The 14864-nt window shown below is 56.9% G+C and carries 13 protein-coding genes and 6 pseudogenes; 13 read left to right on the top strand and 6 right to left on the bottom strand.

The genetic code is table 11. The annotated features are described in order from the left end of the window. Positions 1–35: 35 nt before the first annotated feature. Positions 36–227, top strand: a pseudogene (locus WS49_RS36240) (hypothetical protein); the annotation flags it as partial. Here the strand turns inward: WS49_RS36240 and WS49_RS36245 are convergent. Further along, positions 138–356 carry a hypothetical protein gene (locus WS49_RS36245; RefSeq protein WP_257127708.1) on the bottom strand — a complete coding sequence of 73 codons (219 nt, stop codon included), beginning with the start codon at positions 354–356 and terminating at the stop codon, positions 138–140. The pseudogene WS49_RS36240 and the gene WS49_RS36245 sit on opposite strands and share 90 nt — an antisense overlap. Between WS49_RS36245 and WS49_RS26195 the strand changes: the two are divergent. Beyond that, a pseudogene (locus WS49_RS26195) lies at positions 355–851 on the top strand (GNAT family N-acetyltransferase). The gene WS49_RS36245 and the pseudogene WS49_RS26195 sit on opposite strands and share 2 nt — an antisense overlap. A gap of 173 nt (positions 852–1024) precedes the next feature. Continuing rightward, a pseudogene (locus tag WS49_RS26200) lies at positions 1025–1344 on the top strand (DDE-type integrase/transposase/recombinase); the annotation flags it as partial. Here WS49_RS26200 and WS49_RS35350 read toward each other — a convergent pair. Together WS49_RS35350 and WS49_RS26210 are read right to left on the bottom strand one after the other, a co-directional pair. Then, positions 1328–1579, bottom strand: coding sequence for a hypothetical protein (locus WS49_RS35350; RefSeq protein ID WP_156437005.1), 252 nt, complete (start codon positions 1577–1579; stop codon positions 1328–1330). The pseudogene WS49_RS26200 and the gene WS49_RS35350 sit on opposite strands and share 17 nt — an antisense overlap. A 388-nt stretch (positions 1580–1967) precedes the next feature. Then, positions 1968–2512, bottom strand: a pseudogene (locus WS49_RS26210) (IS5 family transposase); the annotation flags it as partial. An 846-nt stretch (positions 2513–3358) separates the two neighbouring features. Here WS49_RS26210 and WS49_RS34270 point away from each other — a divergent pair. The 4 genes from WS49_RS34270 (at position 3359) to WS49_RS36575 (ending at position 5247) form a co-directional block, all read left to right on the top strand. Further along, positions 3359–3847, top strand: coding sequence for a fimbrial protein (locus WS49_RS34270; protein WP_059596270.1), 489 nt, complete (start codon positions 3359–3361; stop codon positions 3845–3847). A 256-nt stretch (positions 3848–4103) separates the two neighbouring features. After that, positions 4104–4301, top strand: a complete 198-nt coding sequence (locus WS49_RS36570) for a GNAT family N-acetyltransferase (protein WP_179949110.1) — start codon at positions 4104–4106, stop codon at positions 4299–4301. A gap of 30 nt (positions 4302–4331) precedes the next feature. Continuing rightward, positions 4332–4805 carry a GNAT family N-acetyltransferase gene (locus tag WS49_RS26220; RefSeq protein WP_059534749.1) on the top strand — a complete coding sequence of 158 codons (474 nt, stop codon included), beginning with the start codon at positions 4332–4334 and terminating at the stop codon, positions 4803–4805. 151 nt (positions 4806–4956) lie between these two features. Beyond that, positions 4957–5247 (top strand): GNAT family N-acetyltransferase, encoded by a 291-nt coding sequence (locus WS49_RS36575; protein WP_082721813.1) that lies wholly within the window; start codon positions 4957–4959, stop codon positions 5245–5247. Positions 5248–5378: 131 nt separating this feature from the next. Here WS49_RS36575 and WS49_RS36250 read toward each other — a convergent pair. Further along, a pseudogene (locus WS49_RS36250) lies at positions 5379–5605 on the bottom strand (transposase); the annotation flags it as partial. 206 nt (positions 5606–5811) lie between these two features. Continuing rightward, the gene (locus WS49_RS35355) at positions 5812–6894 is read right to left on the bottom strand and encodes a hypothetical protein (RefSeq protein WP_156437007.1); all 1083 of its coding nucleotides are present in this window, start codon (positions 6892–6894) and stop codon (positions 5812–5814) included. A gap of 459 nt (positions 6895–7353) precedes the next feature. On the opposite strand from WS49_RS35355, the gene WS49_RS26230 reads away from it, so the two are divergent. Both WS49_RS26230 and WS49_RS26235 read left to right on the top strand, forming a co-directional pair. After that, entirely contained in the window at positions 7354–8331 is a 978-nt protein-coding gene (locus tag WS49_RS26230; protein ID WP_257127709.1) for a hypothetical protein, read from the top strand. Between the two features lie 166 nt (positions 8332–8497). Next, positions 8498–9508: an IS110 family transposase gene (locus WS49_RS26235; RefSeq protein ID WP_059534753.1), complete on the top strand. Its 1011-nt coding sequence runs from the start codon at positions 8498–8500 to the stop codon at positions 9506–9508. Positions 9509–10049: 541 nt separating this feature from the next. Here the strand turns inward: WS49_RS26235 and WS49_RS26240 are convergent. Next, a pseudogene (locus WS49_RS26240) lies at positions 10050–10991 on the bottom strand (IS110 family transposase); the annotation flags it as partial. An 86-nt stretch (positions 10992–11077) separates the two neighbouring features. Between WS49_RS26240 and WS49_RS34290 the strand changes: the two are divergent. The 4 genes from WS49_RS34290 to WS49_RS36450 all read left to right on the top strand — a co-directional run. After that, entirely contained in the window at positions 11078–11566 is a 489-nt protein-coding gene (locus WS49_RS34290) for a transposase (RefSeq protein WP_179949210.1), read from the top strand. Further along, positions 11542–11895 carry an IS66 family insertion sequence element accessory protein TnpB gene (tnpB, locus tag WS49_RS26250; RefSeq protein ID WP_059534759.1) on the top strand — a complete coding sequence of 118 codons (354 nt, stop codon included), beginning with the start codon at positions 11542–11544 and terminating at the stop codon, positions 11893–11895. Before WS49_RS34290 ends, tnpB begins: the two co-directional genes overlap by 25 nt. A gap of 13 nt (positions 11896–11908) precedes the next feature. Next, positions 11909–13489, top strand: coding sequence for an IS66 family transposase (gene tnpC, locus WS49_RS26255; protein ID WP_059534761.1), 1581 nt, complete (start codon positions 11909–11911; stop codon positions 13487–13489). Between the two features lie 1249 nt (positions 13490–14738). Then, positions 14739–14864 (top strand): tetratricopeptide repeat protein (locus tag WS49_RS36450; protein WP_306453916.1); only part of this gene is annotated, 126 nt, incomplete at its 3' end.

The raw sequence follows: 14864 nt of genomic DNA on the forward strand, positions 1-14864 counted from the left end.
TCTCGCTCAAGTACATTGAATGTAATTCAACATGCATGAAGCGTGCCAGTACGGAAAGGCTGGTTTTGCGCAGCGGAGACTGGCTTGCGGAGCACCGTGTCTGGGAAACCGAGGGACGTGTGCACTTGCGGAGTGCTTCAGGCACCGGCTCGGGGAGCCTGATCGATCGCGCCGCAGCAGCGCTCGGCAAAACCCGCACCGATTCCATTCTCGACGCTGCGCGTTCGGCCGCCGAGCAGACGCTGCTGGATCAGGTTGTCTTGGTTGCTGCCCCGCACGCCTGGACGCACCAGCCCAGCCGAATGTCGCATTGCGTCGAACCATGCAGACGCCCGCGCCGTGGGATTCTGCCGCATGACGTGGATGGCTCCGCAGCCGCTCACAGCCGAGCACGCCCTGGACGCCTTCGAGTCCGGCGTCAGGAGCTTGGGACACGTGGCTCAAACGTCGCGCGCTCGCCAATCAGCGCAGCGGTGCGTCGCGTACCTTCGTCGCAACCCAAGCAAGATGGGCAGGTGCGTGCGTATTACGCACTCGCATCTGGTGCCGTCGCGGTCGAAGCTACGCCCGATCGATTCCGGCGCAATATGCCGGATCCAATCCCTGTTGTGGTGTTGGGTCGGCTCGCAGTCGATCGGACACAACAGGGCGGAGGCATTGGTCGTGCGCTGGTGCGTGATGCCGAATTGCGCGTGCTGCACGCGGCCGCTGCGATCTGGATTCGCGGCATGATCGTCCACGCGCTGTCCGATTCGGCCAAAGCGTTTTACGAACGGGTCGGGTTTGAGGCGTCGCCGCTCGATCCGATGCTGTCACTGATCACGCTGGCTGATCTCGCGGCGGCACAATGACGCTGCTTGTGGGGACGCGTCGATGTCCAGCGATGACGAAAAATTACTCCCCAAGCGCTCACTGCGCTTAGCATTGCGCGAGCTGTCCGTTGCGCAGCATTGCCAGTTGCTCAGCAACCTGCCGGTGATCGAGCTTCTGGCGTTCGCGCAGCAGCGCCACCTACTTGCTGTAGCGGGCGGTCGACGAGCATGGCGTCGAGCTGGACGTCTTGGTGCAGAAGCGCCGCGACAAGGCGGCTACCAAGCGCTTCTTCCAGCGGGTACCGCGCTCCTGCCCGACACCGCGAAAGATCGTCGCCGACCAACTGCGCAGCTACGCTACCGCGAAGGCCAACATGCCGGAGCTGGCCAATGTCAGCCTCGTGTTAACGCTTCGGCCCGGGTGAACAACCGTGCTGAGAACAGCCATTAGCCCACACGAGCGCGCGCGCAGCGCGTGCGAGGCTTCAGCGATCGGGCGCGCACCCAGGCTTTTCTCACGGCCTTCCCGCCGAGCGCTCCTTGCAGCCGCCAAGTTGACCATGCTCGGATAGGGCCACACCCCGGCGCTTTCCAGCACGGAGATGGAGATTGGCGCCGCCCGCTTCCGGCCGCGGCAGCAGCGTGCCCCATTGATCGAGCGCGGTGGCGCCGCCCGTTGCCTCGCGGCTGTCGATCAAGGCGGTCTCGACATGCTGCACCGTCTGCGGGCAGGGAGGGCATTCGTCCGCGAAATCATGATGGCGCATTGCTCAATCGTCAGAAATCGGAAATTTACAAAACTCAAAGGAATCGACTGATCTCAATGGACGGCGACTCGGCTTCGTTGCGGATTGAACTCAGATATTTCCCATACAAATTTCAGGAAACGGCGATTCGACTTGGGATGGGGCTGGTGTTGAATGATTGTTGATTTACTATAGAATTAATTTCAAATAGCTAACCTTAAAATCGGAAAATATCTTCTTACACCATCGGCTCTGCCCCCGAAGTGGGTACGCGTTTGCGAACACCTGGACAGTTAGGGAAGCGCTGATTAATAGGCGATCCCGCGAGGTGGTCGGCGACGGAACAACCGGTTTAATCACAACGGACAGCTCGTTGAGTTAGACAGAAATTCAAGCGACTTTCAGGTCGCACGTGCGCCTTCATGCCGAAGTGCCACTCGTTGCCTTTCTTCGTTTGATGCATGTCCGGATCGCGACGCTTCTCGGCGTTTTTGGTCGACGGCGGCGCTTCGATGATCGTCGCATCGACCAGCGTGCCTTCCTTCCTCATCAGCCCGCGTTCGCACAGCGAGATGCCAATCTCGTCGAACAGCTTGCGCGTCAGGTCATGTTCGAGAAGCAGGCGCCGGAACTTCAGCAGCGTGGTCGCATCCGGCACATTCTCGATGGCCAGATCAATCCCGGTAACGCCCGCATCGCGATGCTGTCGTACAGCGCATCCTCGAGCCCTTCGTCCGACAGGCTGTACCACTGCTGCAGAAAGTAGATTCGAAGCATCCGCTCCAAACCGATCGGCGGGCGGCCGCGAGTTCCTTTCGGGTAGTACGGCTCGATTGCCGTCAGCAATCGCGACCACGGCACGAGCTTCTCCATCTCGTCGAGGAAACGCTGACGCCGGGTCACGCGCTTCTTGCCTGCGCCTTCCGCTTCCGCAAAGCTCATTTGCCGTTTCATCGTCGTGGGTTCGTTCCGCGAACTATCTTCTACAACGTCCTCGGCTGCGTCAGCGATGACCACCGAGCCGGATAAATCGGTGCCTCCACAAGGATATTTCCTATACCAATATGAGCGGCCGACGATTCGGATTCGGATGGGGCTGATGCCGAATGGTCGATGTTTCATTATAAAATTGGTCTGAACTGAAGGCCATCGCTGGAGTAGCTATTTGCGTTGCCTTCAAAAATCCCGGCGACGCATCGCTTGCGAATTTCATGCGCAAACCTATCCGTCATGCAACTTAATTTAAGATAATTAATTTCGGGTCGACAAGATAACGTCCATCAAGAGTGAAGTTATGCATAGATATTTTCGTATCGTCGTATCAATATTGTTTTTTTTTGCTCGAATGCGTGGAGCGGCGAGTCCGTTGATGAGCCGCTTCCATTTCCATCATCCGTCACCCTGTACTCAAATCAACTTGCGCCATATACTGTGATATCTCAATGGTATAGTACGACACCAGTTCAAAAATCTCTTCATGCGATCGGATTCTATGGTCTAAGTTTGAAGTACCATAATTCCAAACAAATCTCGGTAATACATGGTCCGGATGGGGAGCCCGTGCCCGTTATGCCACTACCAGGGACAAAAGGAATTGGGTTGGCGTTGGGCGTACGGATTAAGAAAGCGGGGGAGGGTTGGGAGCCATGGGTGCCTCCCTCCGCAAGTGATTTTAATACGAACTTTGCCAGCGGATGGCCTAACGGCCAAAAATTCTCTGTACAATTTAGGGCTGCCCTAGTTAGACTTAATGGTCCTATTAATCCTGGGGACATCGATCTAGGACAGAATGGTGTCGAGTTGAGTCAACTTAATGGTATTGCTTTCCATGCGATCGGTCACGTCCTCATCCGCCAACCCACCTGCGAAATCCTAACCAAGCAGATCGGTGTGTCTATGGGTAACGACATTTCGCTGTCGAAGTTCACGGGGCCCGGCACGACATCCGATTTCAAGCCGTTTACGGTATCGATGACGTGCCCGACGGGGATTAACAAATTGTCGTACCTGATGAATGGGGCGGGTGGTTCGAAAATTGATCCATCTCAGCCTGGAGCGCTGTCGTTATCGAATGCAAATGGCGCATCGGGTGTGAGCGTGCAGGTGAAGGACGACGACAACAAGGCCTTCGTGAATTTAGGACACGCCATGCCGGTCGGCCAATACCAGCCTGACCAGGACAATCAGCACATCGATCTGAAATTCGAGGCGGCCTACATCCAGACTGGCGCGAAGGTCACTGGCGGCGAAGCGGATGCGCAGGCGACCATCACGATGTCCTACGAATAGGTCGGCGTGTAGTTCTATCACGCATGGAAAACGAGGCAGGGTCAGAAATGTTTGCTCGGCGCTATCGAACTAGCCGATCTTGCTATCCGCCCCCTTTTTAGCGGTCTTCGCAGCTTAGCGTCAACGCGCTCATCAACCCCGTCAATCAACAAGACTTGCCGCAGTCCCAAAATGGGACTGCACTTGACCCAAGCGAATCATTTCGAAAAAGGTCCTGCTGGCATTCTGCGAGAAGCATCCAGTTACGCGCCAGTCGTTGCTCGCATTGCCCGAATTTCGCGACAAGGGCATCGGCAGTCATTTGCTGACTGAGGCGCGGCGTTGGTCCCAGAAACAACGACTGGAGTTGCCTGCGGTATCGCCGAGCGACAGAAGTTCCCCGTTTTATGAACGCTCCGGTTTTCTCCGCGAGCGCGATCCGCTCGTGCTAAAGATTGCAGCCGGCAACTCGTAGCCGCATCCTGCAAATTGTCAAGGAGTTCAGATGAAGCTTGAATGCAAACGCCTCACAGAGGCGGACGTGAAAGAGGTCGTCGCACTGAACAGCAATCCCCTGGTCTTGCGTCACATGCCACTTGCTGAGAACACCTTTGACGAAAGGAAATGTCTCGCATGGATTCTGGAAAAGGACTCGCAGTGGGCACGCCACGGATACGGGCCTCTGGCTTTTTTCGTCGACGGAAAATTTGCCGGATGGGGAGGGTTGCAACATGAATCCGGTGATGCCGACCTGGCGTTGGTGCTCCTTCCGGAATACTGGGGAATGGGACACGTGATCTATCAACAAATTATCAGCATGGCGTTTTCCCAAATGGGTCTGGCTTCCATCACGGCACTGCTGCCGGACACAAGACGTCAGCGGAAAAGTATGCAGCGTCTTGGGTTCATCAATGATGGGGAAACTGAACTTTGCGGAAACCGTTTCATCCGCTATAGGCTGTACACCCAAGGAGAATGAATTGGCATCGATCAGGCTGGCCAAAATACAGGACATTCCGCAGATGTTTGACGTGCGCTTCGCAGTGCGGGAAAACCGGCTGGCGCCAGGAATCGTGATTCCAGAAGAAGACGTTTGACGTTCAATCGAAGATACCGGGTGAGGTTGGGTCATCGAGGTAGACGACAGAATTTGGGCCTTCGGTATTGCCGACGCCGTCAACGGAAGTATCTGGGCGCTCTTCGTGCATCCAGACGCGGAGGGACAAGGTTACGGACGGCGTCTGCACGACGAAATGGTGTCATGGTTGTGGTCGAGGGAACTGCAAATGGTTTGGTTGGCAACCACGCCTGGCACACGGGCTCAGACGTTCTACGAGCGCCTTGGCTGGCAGGTGGAAGGTCCCGCCGAAGCAGGGCAGATTCGCCTGGAACTTAAACGTGGAAGCGAGTCTTGCGTGTAGGGTGACATGATGTGCCAGAGCAAGTAACTGCCGGGTTCGACCGAGCGTTTGCGGCCGCGCCTATGCCCCCGGCTTCGAAGGCTCAATCGGCTTCCTCAACAACCTCGTCCCCTCGAACAAGGTGATCGGCAAGGCGCTGCGGCGGTTACGCCCGCCTTCCGGTATATCTCGGCCCATTTGCGTAGCTGGTTCGCGTTCACCCCGGCCTTGAGCGCCAGACCTGATAGTGAAGCGCCGGGTTGTAAACATGCCTCGCCAGGCGGCGTTTCCCATCAGGATCAAATGATCGCTTGCCGTTCGGGGAGACATGGGTCACCTTCAGGGGCAGGAAATCGAGGTCAATCGTGTCAGCTGTCATCGTGGATCGATTCAGCAGTGCCGGTTAGGTGCGGAGGATTTCGCGCTTACGGTCAACGACGCCGAATAGATTTAGGCAAATCACCATCACATCGAAGATTAGTGTTGCAAAAATGGGGTGGACCATAGATTACTTCGGCTGACGGCAGCGTGAGGGCGTCATCGAACGCCGCTTTTCGGTTGGAGTCGGAGCTGATATGACTCGTGTCAATAAGGCGGGTTTGTCAGCAACGCACGATAGCGATCGGCCGCCCCCTTTACGCGGATTGCGCCCCAATCGATATCGTTCAAAATGGTTTGCACCGGCCAATTGCGTTGTTGGGGGGGGAGGGTCTCGAGCGCCTTGAACATGTCATCCAACGCCGCTGATTGCTCACATCCTGGCCAAGGGATCACTCCGGCGAGGTTCGCCCGCACCTTGCCGCGTTGTTCGGCGGGCAGATCCTCGAGTGCTTTGAGAAAACCATCGACCGCCGCTCGTCGGCCAGATACGCCCGCCCAGATAACGTCATCGTATTCCCGGTTCAGCTTGCGGCATTGTTCGTTGGTCAAATCCGACGTTGCTTTGTCGATGGCCTTCCGAATTTCAACCACTACCTTTTCGTCGGCGCTCGACAGGCTAGAGACATTTATCGCTAGCGCTTCCATCATCGGACCATTAGTCCATTCCATCTTCTTATCGCGTTGTTCGGCGGGCAAATCCATAAGTTCCTTGAGGGCGCCATCGAACAGCATCTTTCTTTCGGACTGTGGACAACTGCTAATCACACAGATAAGTCTCATTAGAACCATGCCTCGCAGTTTGGGTGGCACAGCCCAAAATTCCTTAAGCAAGGCGGTCGCTACTCTCGGGTCGTGACTATCGAGTAATGCCGCGATTTGCTTTGGCACCTCTTCATCGCGTACCTTCAGGGAAGCGTCTCGCATCGGCGCAAGTGCATCGCGTAACCTTTTATTGGCCCCGGCCAGCGCAAGCCGATCACCATGAGGCAGATATTCGGCAATCTGATGAACGAGTTCGGTGGGGAGGCCGTGTAGCGCTGCCGACGGCTTGACTCGTCCATTGGCCTCGCTGCTTTCGCGGGGGCCGGCCCAGTTGGATGGCGCTTGTTGAAAATCCGATTTCGGAAATTGATCTCTATTCTGGGAGTTCGTTACGTTAACCACGCGATCCCGTAGGACGATGTTATCTACTGCCGTAGAAGACCCTGCTTCACGCATTATAGAAGGCCGATGCGATCGTTGACTCAGAATGGTAGCGTTAATCCAGATTTTGACAGAATTAATCATGATTTTGATTCAGGAAAATTTTAAAAAAAGAGGTGGAAATGCGTGTTTTTATTGATTCGCGTTGAAGCATCACGCGATTTTTAAATAACACTCTTGTGTTTCATGGGTCCTATAATTATTAATGTCTGGATCGGTGGATTTCGTAACGCTGAAAAAGCGTATCTCGAAGACGTTAACCCCGCTTGCATAAAACTGTCGTCTTGCCAGTGAGCTGTCTCGAAAAAATCGGGGGCGTCAACTCTGGATTGCAGCCTGAAAATTTAAATTTGGGGGCGCGACAAGCTGGCACTACGCACCTCCGATCGGCTCACGGATATCAACAGCATCCGCCACGATGTCGATGTCGATGGCGAGGAACAGGTCCCCCGCAGCGACGCTGAAAAGGGCGTGGTCCGGGTCTTCATCGCGCCCTAGGCAGGCGCCGACCCCTTCGCCATTGAAGCGGCAGTACGTCAGCGTATGGCGACGATTGCTGGTGACCAGGCCTGGCAGAACTCTGACACGGTGAAGACGCTCGCCCTTGAGAACCTGATGTCTGCCAGGCGATTCGGTTTCGCGGAATTCTTCGAGCCGCTTTGGGCGATCGACAACCTCAGGACGAGCCTGCTTCAAGGCGCCGGAGCAGGTCTTGGATTCTTCGTCAGGGACGTGTTGCCGCTGGTCAAGGAGTTTCGTGCCAACGACCGCATCGGGGCTACTGCGATCATCAAGGCGTCGTCGCCCCTTCTGGATCGCGCAGCGCTTCAAGAGGCTGGATCGAATCAGGTCGCGCAGCTCGGCAAGGCTAAGGCAGCGTGCGACGGGCTTCTGGCGCTGATCGCGGAACCGCCTGAGATCAATGCTCCGGCTGTGCTCGAGTTTGTTGTGCAGACGGGTCTGTTTTCCATCCTGGACACACTGGCTCCCTTCGTTTCCGGTGACGCCAAGGCCGTAGCGGCCGAGGACAGCTCAGGGCAGGGCGATCAGGTCGAGCGCACCGAGGACGGGGAAGCCGAAGACACCAGTCCTGAGCTGAGCGCATGGAGCAAAGCGCTTGAGGCACCACTGAGCCAGATCGAGCGCTACGACTTGTACGCGCGAGGACAGTCGCAATTCGGGACGCATCAGGGCGTCAAGGGGCTTGAGTTCCCACGCGTACTGGTCGTGATCAATGACGACGCGGCGCGAGGTTTTCTTTTTGCCTACGTCAAATTCTTCGGTACCAAGGAGAAGTCAAAGGCGGACCTTGAAAATGAAGCTGCCGGCCGAGAGACCGGTTCGGACCGCACCCGCCGCTTGTTCTACGTGACCTGCAGCCGGGCCGAGAAGAGCTTAGTCATCGTCTACTACTCGCCGGATCCAGCACTGGCTCGCAGTGCCAGCCGAGAACGGTTAGAGAATTTGACGCCGCGTGCAAATATGCCGGAAGGTTCCATGGGATCGCTCTCAGGTTCATAAGTATTCCCGGTTACTTGACATAAGTATATCTATCAATATTTTTGGTGTAACGGTCATTTAGATGGAATGGTCGCCTCCCGCCTTAACGGGCCGTCCGGCGCCGCAATCTCGCGTCCAGAGCATGCGACATTGCTGGTTCGGCAGCCCAGCCGCCAAGGAGAACCAAATGGAACCCACGACCATTGCCATCGATCTGGCCAAGCGCGTTTTCCAGATTCATTATGTCGAGCCTGAAACCGGCGCGATTCACAGCAAGGTACTCAAACGTGCCCAGCTCGCGCCGTTCTTCGCCAACCGGCCGGCGAGTCGCGTCGTTATGGAGGCCAGTGGCAGCGCTCATCATTGGGCCCGGGTCCTGGCACGGCTTGGCCACGACGTGCGGCTCATCGCAGCTCAGTTCGTGCGGCCGTTCGTGAAGTCTAACAAGAATGATGAGGCTGACGCCGCGGCGATCTGGGAAGCTGCCCAGCGTCCCGGCATGCGGTTCGTGGCCGTTAAGACCGAAGACCAGCAAGCCATGCTGGCGATGCACCGGATACGCCAGCAACTGGTCCGGATTCGCGTCATGCAGGTCAACCAACTTCGCGGATTGCTCTACGAGTTCGGCGTCGTGTTGCCTCAAGGCCGTCGTGCATCGATCGACGCCGCCAAAGCCGCGCTGGCGTCACTGGCCGACGAGTTGCCGGCCATGTTGCTAGACAGCCTGCAGGATCAGCTTTCGCGACTCCGTGCGCTCGATGAGCAGATTGCTCGGATCGAGCAACGCATTCTCAATTGGCGGCGCAATGACGATGCATGCCTGCGCATCTCGGAGATTCCGGGCGTGGGCGTACTCACGGCAACTGCCGCGGTTTCGGTCATTGGACAGGCAAGAACGTTTCGCTCGGGGCGGGAGTTTGCCGCCTATCTCGGTCTCGTGCCGCGGCAGAACGGCTCGGGAGGCAAGATCAAGCTCGGTGGGATCAGCAAACGCGGTGACGTTTATCTGCGGACGCTGCTGATCCACGGCGCGCGATCGGTCATCTCGAGCTCAAAGCACTTGCCGGAGCGTTTGCGTCAGATGCTGTCCCGACGACCAACGAACGTCGTTGCTGTTGCACTCGCAAACAAGATGGCGCGAACAATCTGGGCGCTGCTGGCGCATGGCCGAACGTATGAGGCAGCACCGTCGCAGTAGTCAAGCTTCAATTCCTTTATCCCATCCACGGTTGCACAGGTGATGTTGAAAGATGGCAAGACAGGTTGGACCGCGCAAGGGCAAGCCTGAGACATTTCTCGGACCTCGAGTCCGCTATTTAGATTAGGAACCTTGCGGCGAAATCCATCGGGGCCGGCAGGCACGTCCTGCGATCGAGTCCGGATATAAGTCCGCAACCACCCTCCTCGCCACGATCAAAATTGCCTTGCAAATGGGAGGCGACCATATAAGTAATGTCCGGACCGGACATTTGAATCTGGCTTTGACATTGTGTGTAAGAGCAAAGTTGTAATCTATGGCCAGCCCGAATTTTGCAACCCCTGGTTCTGACGTTTTTGGCTTGCGCAAATCTATCCGGAATCTGAGGTTACGCCTCGTTCCACGATGAAAACCGCACCGGTCGATCCTCAAAATGTCGGCAGCTGCTGGGAGCTGTACAACTTGTCAGGTTCTTCGTCCGGTCGCTGTGCCGTTGGATCATCAGAGTTACCGCAGTCGCAAAACCTGGTGGGACAAAATTTCAAGCACGACACCCGAGCGATGGATCGTACGCGGCGTGCTTGGTCAGTACAGCCCAAGCGATTCGAGCGAGCTTGTTGGCGACCGCGCACGCCACCACGTTCGAATGGCGTCGTGTGAGCATCGATCGAATCCACTCGCCAAGCCCATCGGTTCGCAGCGCCACTCGCTGGATGACGGCTCGCGCACATTGGACCAACAGGTGACGCAGATGCTTGTCACCTCGCTTGCTGATTCCATACAAAACGTTGCGGCCTCCGGTGCTGTGTTGCTTGGGAACTAGGCCGATCGACGCGGCAAAGTTGCGCCCGCCTTCATACTGACTAACGTTCCCGATCTCGGACGCGAGAAGACTTGCCGTGACGACACCGATCCCGGGAATCGACAGTAGCCGGGCCGCATTTTCGTCCTCGCGTAACTGCAACTTCAGATCCTTGTCGATGTCATGGACCTGCTGATCCAGATATCGGTAGTGTTCGTGCAATCGGTGCAGCAGCTCGGCCAGTCGAGATGGCAACTCATTGGCGCCCAAGGCATCGGATATGCGATTCAATACAGCTTTGGATGTTGGCAGAGTGATGCCGAATTCCAGAAGAATGCCGTGAATTCGATTGATGGTGGCCGTGCGCTCAACGACGAGTCCCTCTCGAACCCGATGCAACGCAGCAAGTGTTTGCTGTGCCTCTGAGCGAGGTGCGACAAAGCGCATGGAGGGTCGCGCCGCAGCCTCGCAGATCGCTTCGGCGTCGATGTAGTCGTTTTTGTTGCTCTTCACAAAGGGGCGGACAATCTGAGGCGAAATGAGCTTGGCTGCATGTCCCATGGCGATCAATTGACGTGCCAGCCAATGGGATCCCGCGCAGGCTTCCATGACAACCGTCACGGCCTTCAGATTTCCGAAGAACGGCAGGAGCTGGGCGCGCGTCAGCCTCTTGCGAAATACGTATGCGATTCATTACCGACGCCCTTGTCTAGAAATCGCTGCACTCTGATGCTACGTGTCCACGTGGACAGCTGGCATCAGAGGGTATGACAGAAAAACGAGACTTGCGTAGCCGACTGGTGGTCGGTCGGAAACGGGATGGCCGCCGTGAATACGACGATGCTGCCCGAGACGAATTAGTGCAGTTGTGCCTGCAGCCCGGCGTTTCGATTGCGCGGACGGCTATGGAGCATGACCTCAATCCCAACCTGCTGCGCAGTTGGGTCGCACGACATCAAAAGATCCAAGCCCAGGTCGAGCATGAGCGGATGGCCCGGACACCTGTTGTTGCCGATGGCGTTTCAATCGATATTCCAAACTCACCGCCGGCATTCGTGCCAGTCGTGTCGGTGACCACTCCACGGATGGCGCTTTCACCGAAGCCGTTACCTCCAGCTTCTTCGATGGCACTCTCGCTGCACGTACGTCTGTCGAATGGCGTCGAGTTCGATCTCGGTGAGGCGAGCATCGACGAACTGACCACTGTCATCCACATGCTCGGGAGGCTTCCGTGTTCCGGTTCGACGAAGACCTGAAGGTGTATCTGCACCGCGATCCTGTCGACTTCCGCTACGGCATGAACAGCCTGTCGATTCTCGTCGAACAGTCGATGCGACTGAACCCGATGGATGCCTCGCTCTACGTGTTCGGCAATCGGCGTCGTGATCGCATCAAGATCCTCGGCTGGGATGGGAACGGCTTCTGGCTGCTGATGAAACGCCTCGAGGCCGATCGCTTCACTTGGCCAGACAAGAAAACCGAAGTCGTGTCGATGACGACGGACCTGCTGCACGCGTTGCTCGACGGTGATGACATTACCACGATCCAGCGGCATCCGAGACGCGAATATCGTCGCGTCAGTTGAACTCGGGATCGGCATGCCGATCCAGGTCGCCATCACCGCCGACGAACTTGCCGCGCTGCTCGCGATACGCGAAGCGTATGGTTTGCTTCAGCACGAGCATGAAGAAGTTCGCGGCACGCTGCGTCTCGTGACGGCGGAACGCGATCTCGCCGAGGAGCGGCTGCGCGCCTATCGACACGAATTGTTCGGCGCCAAAAGCGAGGCACGAACCTCGGGAAAGCTCGGTCTGTTCAATGAAGCCGAAGCGTTGGGCACGAACGCAACGCCGGCGCAGGAAGACACTCCGGAATTGACGGTCACTGCGCATACGCGCAAGAAACGCGGCCACCGCAAACCGCTCGATCCCACCCTGCCGCGCGACGTCGTGCGACACGAACTGCCCGAAGCTGAACGCTTCTGCGCAAACGATGGGCACGCGCTCGTCGAGTTCGGCGTGGAGATCAGCGAGCAGCTCGATGTGATCCCCGAGCAGCTTCGTGTGATCCAGCACCAGCGCGTCAAATACGCGTGTCCGTGCTGCGATCTCGGCATCAAGGTCACGCCGGCGCCGCCGCGCATCATCCCGCGCGGACTGTTGAGCGAATCGGCACTCGCGTGGATCGCTACCGGCAAGTACCAGTTCGGCATGCCGCTGTATCGCCAGGCTGGCCTACTGCGTCGCTTCGGCGGCGACATCTCGTCGAACACGATTGCTGCCAGCATGGTCCGCGTCGGCCTCTCGACGCAGCCCGTGATCAACCTGATGCGCGATGCGCTGCTCGATTCCGAGCTCATCTACTGCGACGAGGCGACGCTCCAAGTGCTGAAGGAAGAAGGCCGTCGACCGCAATCGACGAGTTACCTCTGGGCGCAGATGACCGGTTCGGGCGTTCCCATTCGTTGCTTCACCTATACCCCGGGACGCGGTGCCAAGCTGGCCGACAAGCTGTTCACCGGGATCCGCGCGGGTGCGGTCATGATGACCGATAGCTACGAGCCCTACAACGACATCGCTCAACGTCACCAGTTCGTGCATCTTGGATGCTGGGTTCACGTGAGACGGTACTTCGTCAAAGCGGAGGACAGCGTCCCGAAGGCTGCTCGAACGCCCAATCTGCTCGCGACGCGCTTCATCAAGCTGATCGGAAAGTTGTTCGCTGCCGAGACACGTAGTGAAATGTGGCCGGCGCAGCGACGACAGCGATTGCGACGACGATACAGCGTACGCGTACTCGACGCCATCCACGCGTTGATGCTCGAGCAGTCATCTGGCATCGTACCGAAGAGCCTGCTTGGTAAGGGATTGACTTACCTGCGCGCGCAGTGGCCAAAGCTCATCCGTTACGTCGAGAACGGCGACTGGCCCATCTCGAACAATCCCTGCGAAAACGCGATTCGTCCGTTCTGCGTCGGGCGCCGCGGGTGGCTGTTCTCGGACACCGTCGACGGCGCAAACGCAAGCGCCAATCTATATACGCTCGTCGAGACCTGCAAGGCGAGCGGCATCGATCCCTATCACTATCTCACCTGGCTGTTCCAGCGTCTCCCGCTGGCAAAGACCGTCGACGATTACGACGCGCTGCTGCCGTGGAAGATGCCTACGGCCTCGCATTAACCAGCCATCTCACATTCAACGGAGGTAAACATGTCCGATCCAAAGCAAATCAAAGCGTACGTCCAGGACGCGTCAGGACAGTTGGTACCCCTTACCGCAGACTCGCTCGTTCTGGAATTCCCATCAGGTGACTCTCTAGAGGTCTCCTGGGAAACGCAGCATCCTGATGACCCTCGTCCAGCATGTCTGGCAGTATGGGGTGGACGTCGTGTTTCAAAACCCCTGTCGGAAGAAGAAATCAACGCTCAAACTCGTGCGACATCGGTTGCGATTTTACCCTCAGCCTCGAACCTCGTACTCGTTCATCCGTACTCGCACCCCATCCGCAAGCGTACCTAAAAATCGGCACCGTTCCGGAACGACGCCTCCCCATCAACCTCCCTGAGAGGCGTCAATGATGGATCGCTTACCGAAATACCTCGTGACCTTTCACGTCTTGCCCATGCAGATGAAACACATGCTTGCCCAAATCGATACCGATCAGCGTGATCTTGTTCATGGCGCTCTCCTCTACCGTGGACCGAACTTCCTATCGCAGAACGGTCGCGGGGATCGGGCTGGCCATTTCATTATGTCCGCGGACATTTGAGAATGTCTTTGACAGACAGACAGACAGACAGACAGGCAGACAGGCAGACAGACAGACAGACAGACAGACAGACAGACAGACAGACAGACAGACAGACAGACAGACAGACAGACAGACAGACAGACAGGCAGGCAGGCAGACAGACAGACAGACAGACAGACAGACAGACAGACAGATAGATAGATAGATAGATAGATAGATAGATAGATAGATAGACCGCTCTCGGAATTCGATTCATCCAAGCCAACGTTTCTCGATTTTACGAAACGTTGACTTCCATTTTTCAGGTCGGCCCCAGTATTCGAGGTATTGAAGTGGCTGCGGGAGGTGGAGCGTGCGAACCTGCCGGACGTGGCGCCGGACGTGGCGCCGGACGACAGCGCAGACGAGCGTGTGCGTCCGGATGCCGCAGAGGGTTGACAAATCAAACAATTGTATTTCGCATGATTTTTGAAAGTTGTTCCGTGGGGCGGAGCGTACAGTGAATCGTGTTGCATCGCCGCATCGATTGGCTAACCATTGACCGGTATGAGGATGTGGTCTGGCCCAAAAAACGCGTGACTCCGATGTAATTGAATTGGAAGAGATGACGCCGTCAATGCTTGAGGCAATTCAGGCTGGCGTGACCATCAAGGATATGCAGGGTACTCCCAGGACTTGATGGATGGCATCTATGCCTATGCGTATCGATTCTATCAGCGGGGGCGTCTGGACGAGGCGGAGGTGTTCTTCCGGTTTCTGTATATCTACGATTTTTACAACGTGGACTATGCGACGGGACTGGCC

Source organism: Burkholderia sp. RF7-non_BP4, assembly GCF_001521935.1.
GTDB lineage: Bacteria > Pseudomonadota > Gammaproteobacteria > Burkholderiales > Burkholderiaceae > Burkholderia > Burkholderia diffusa.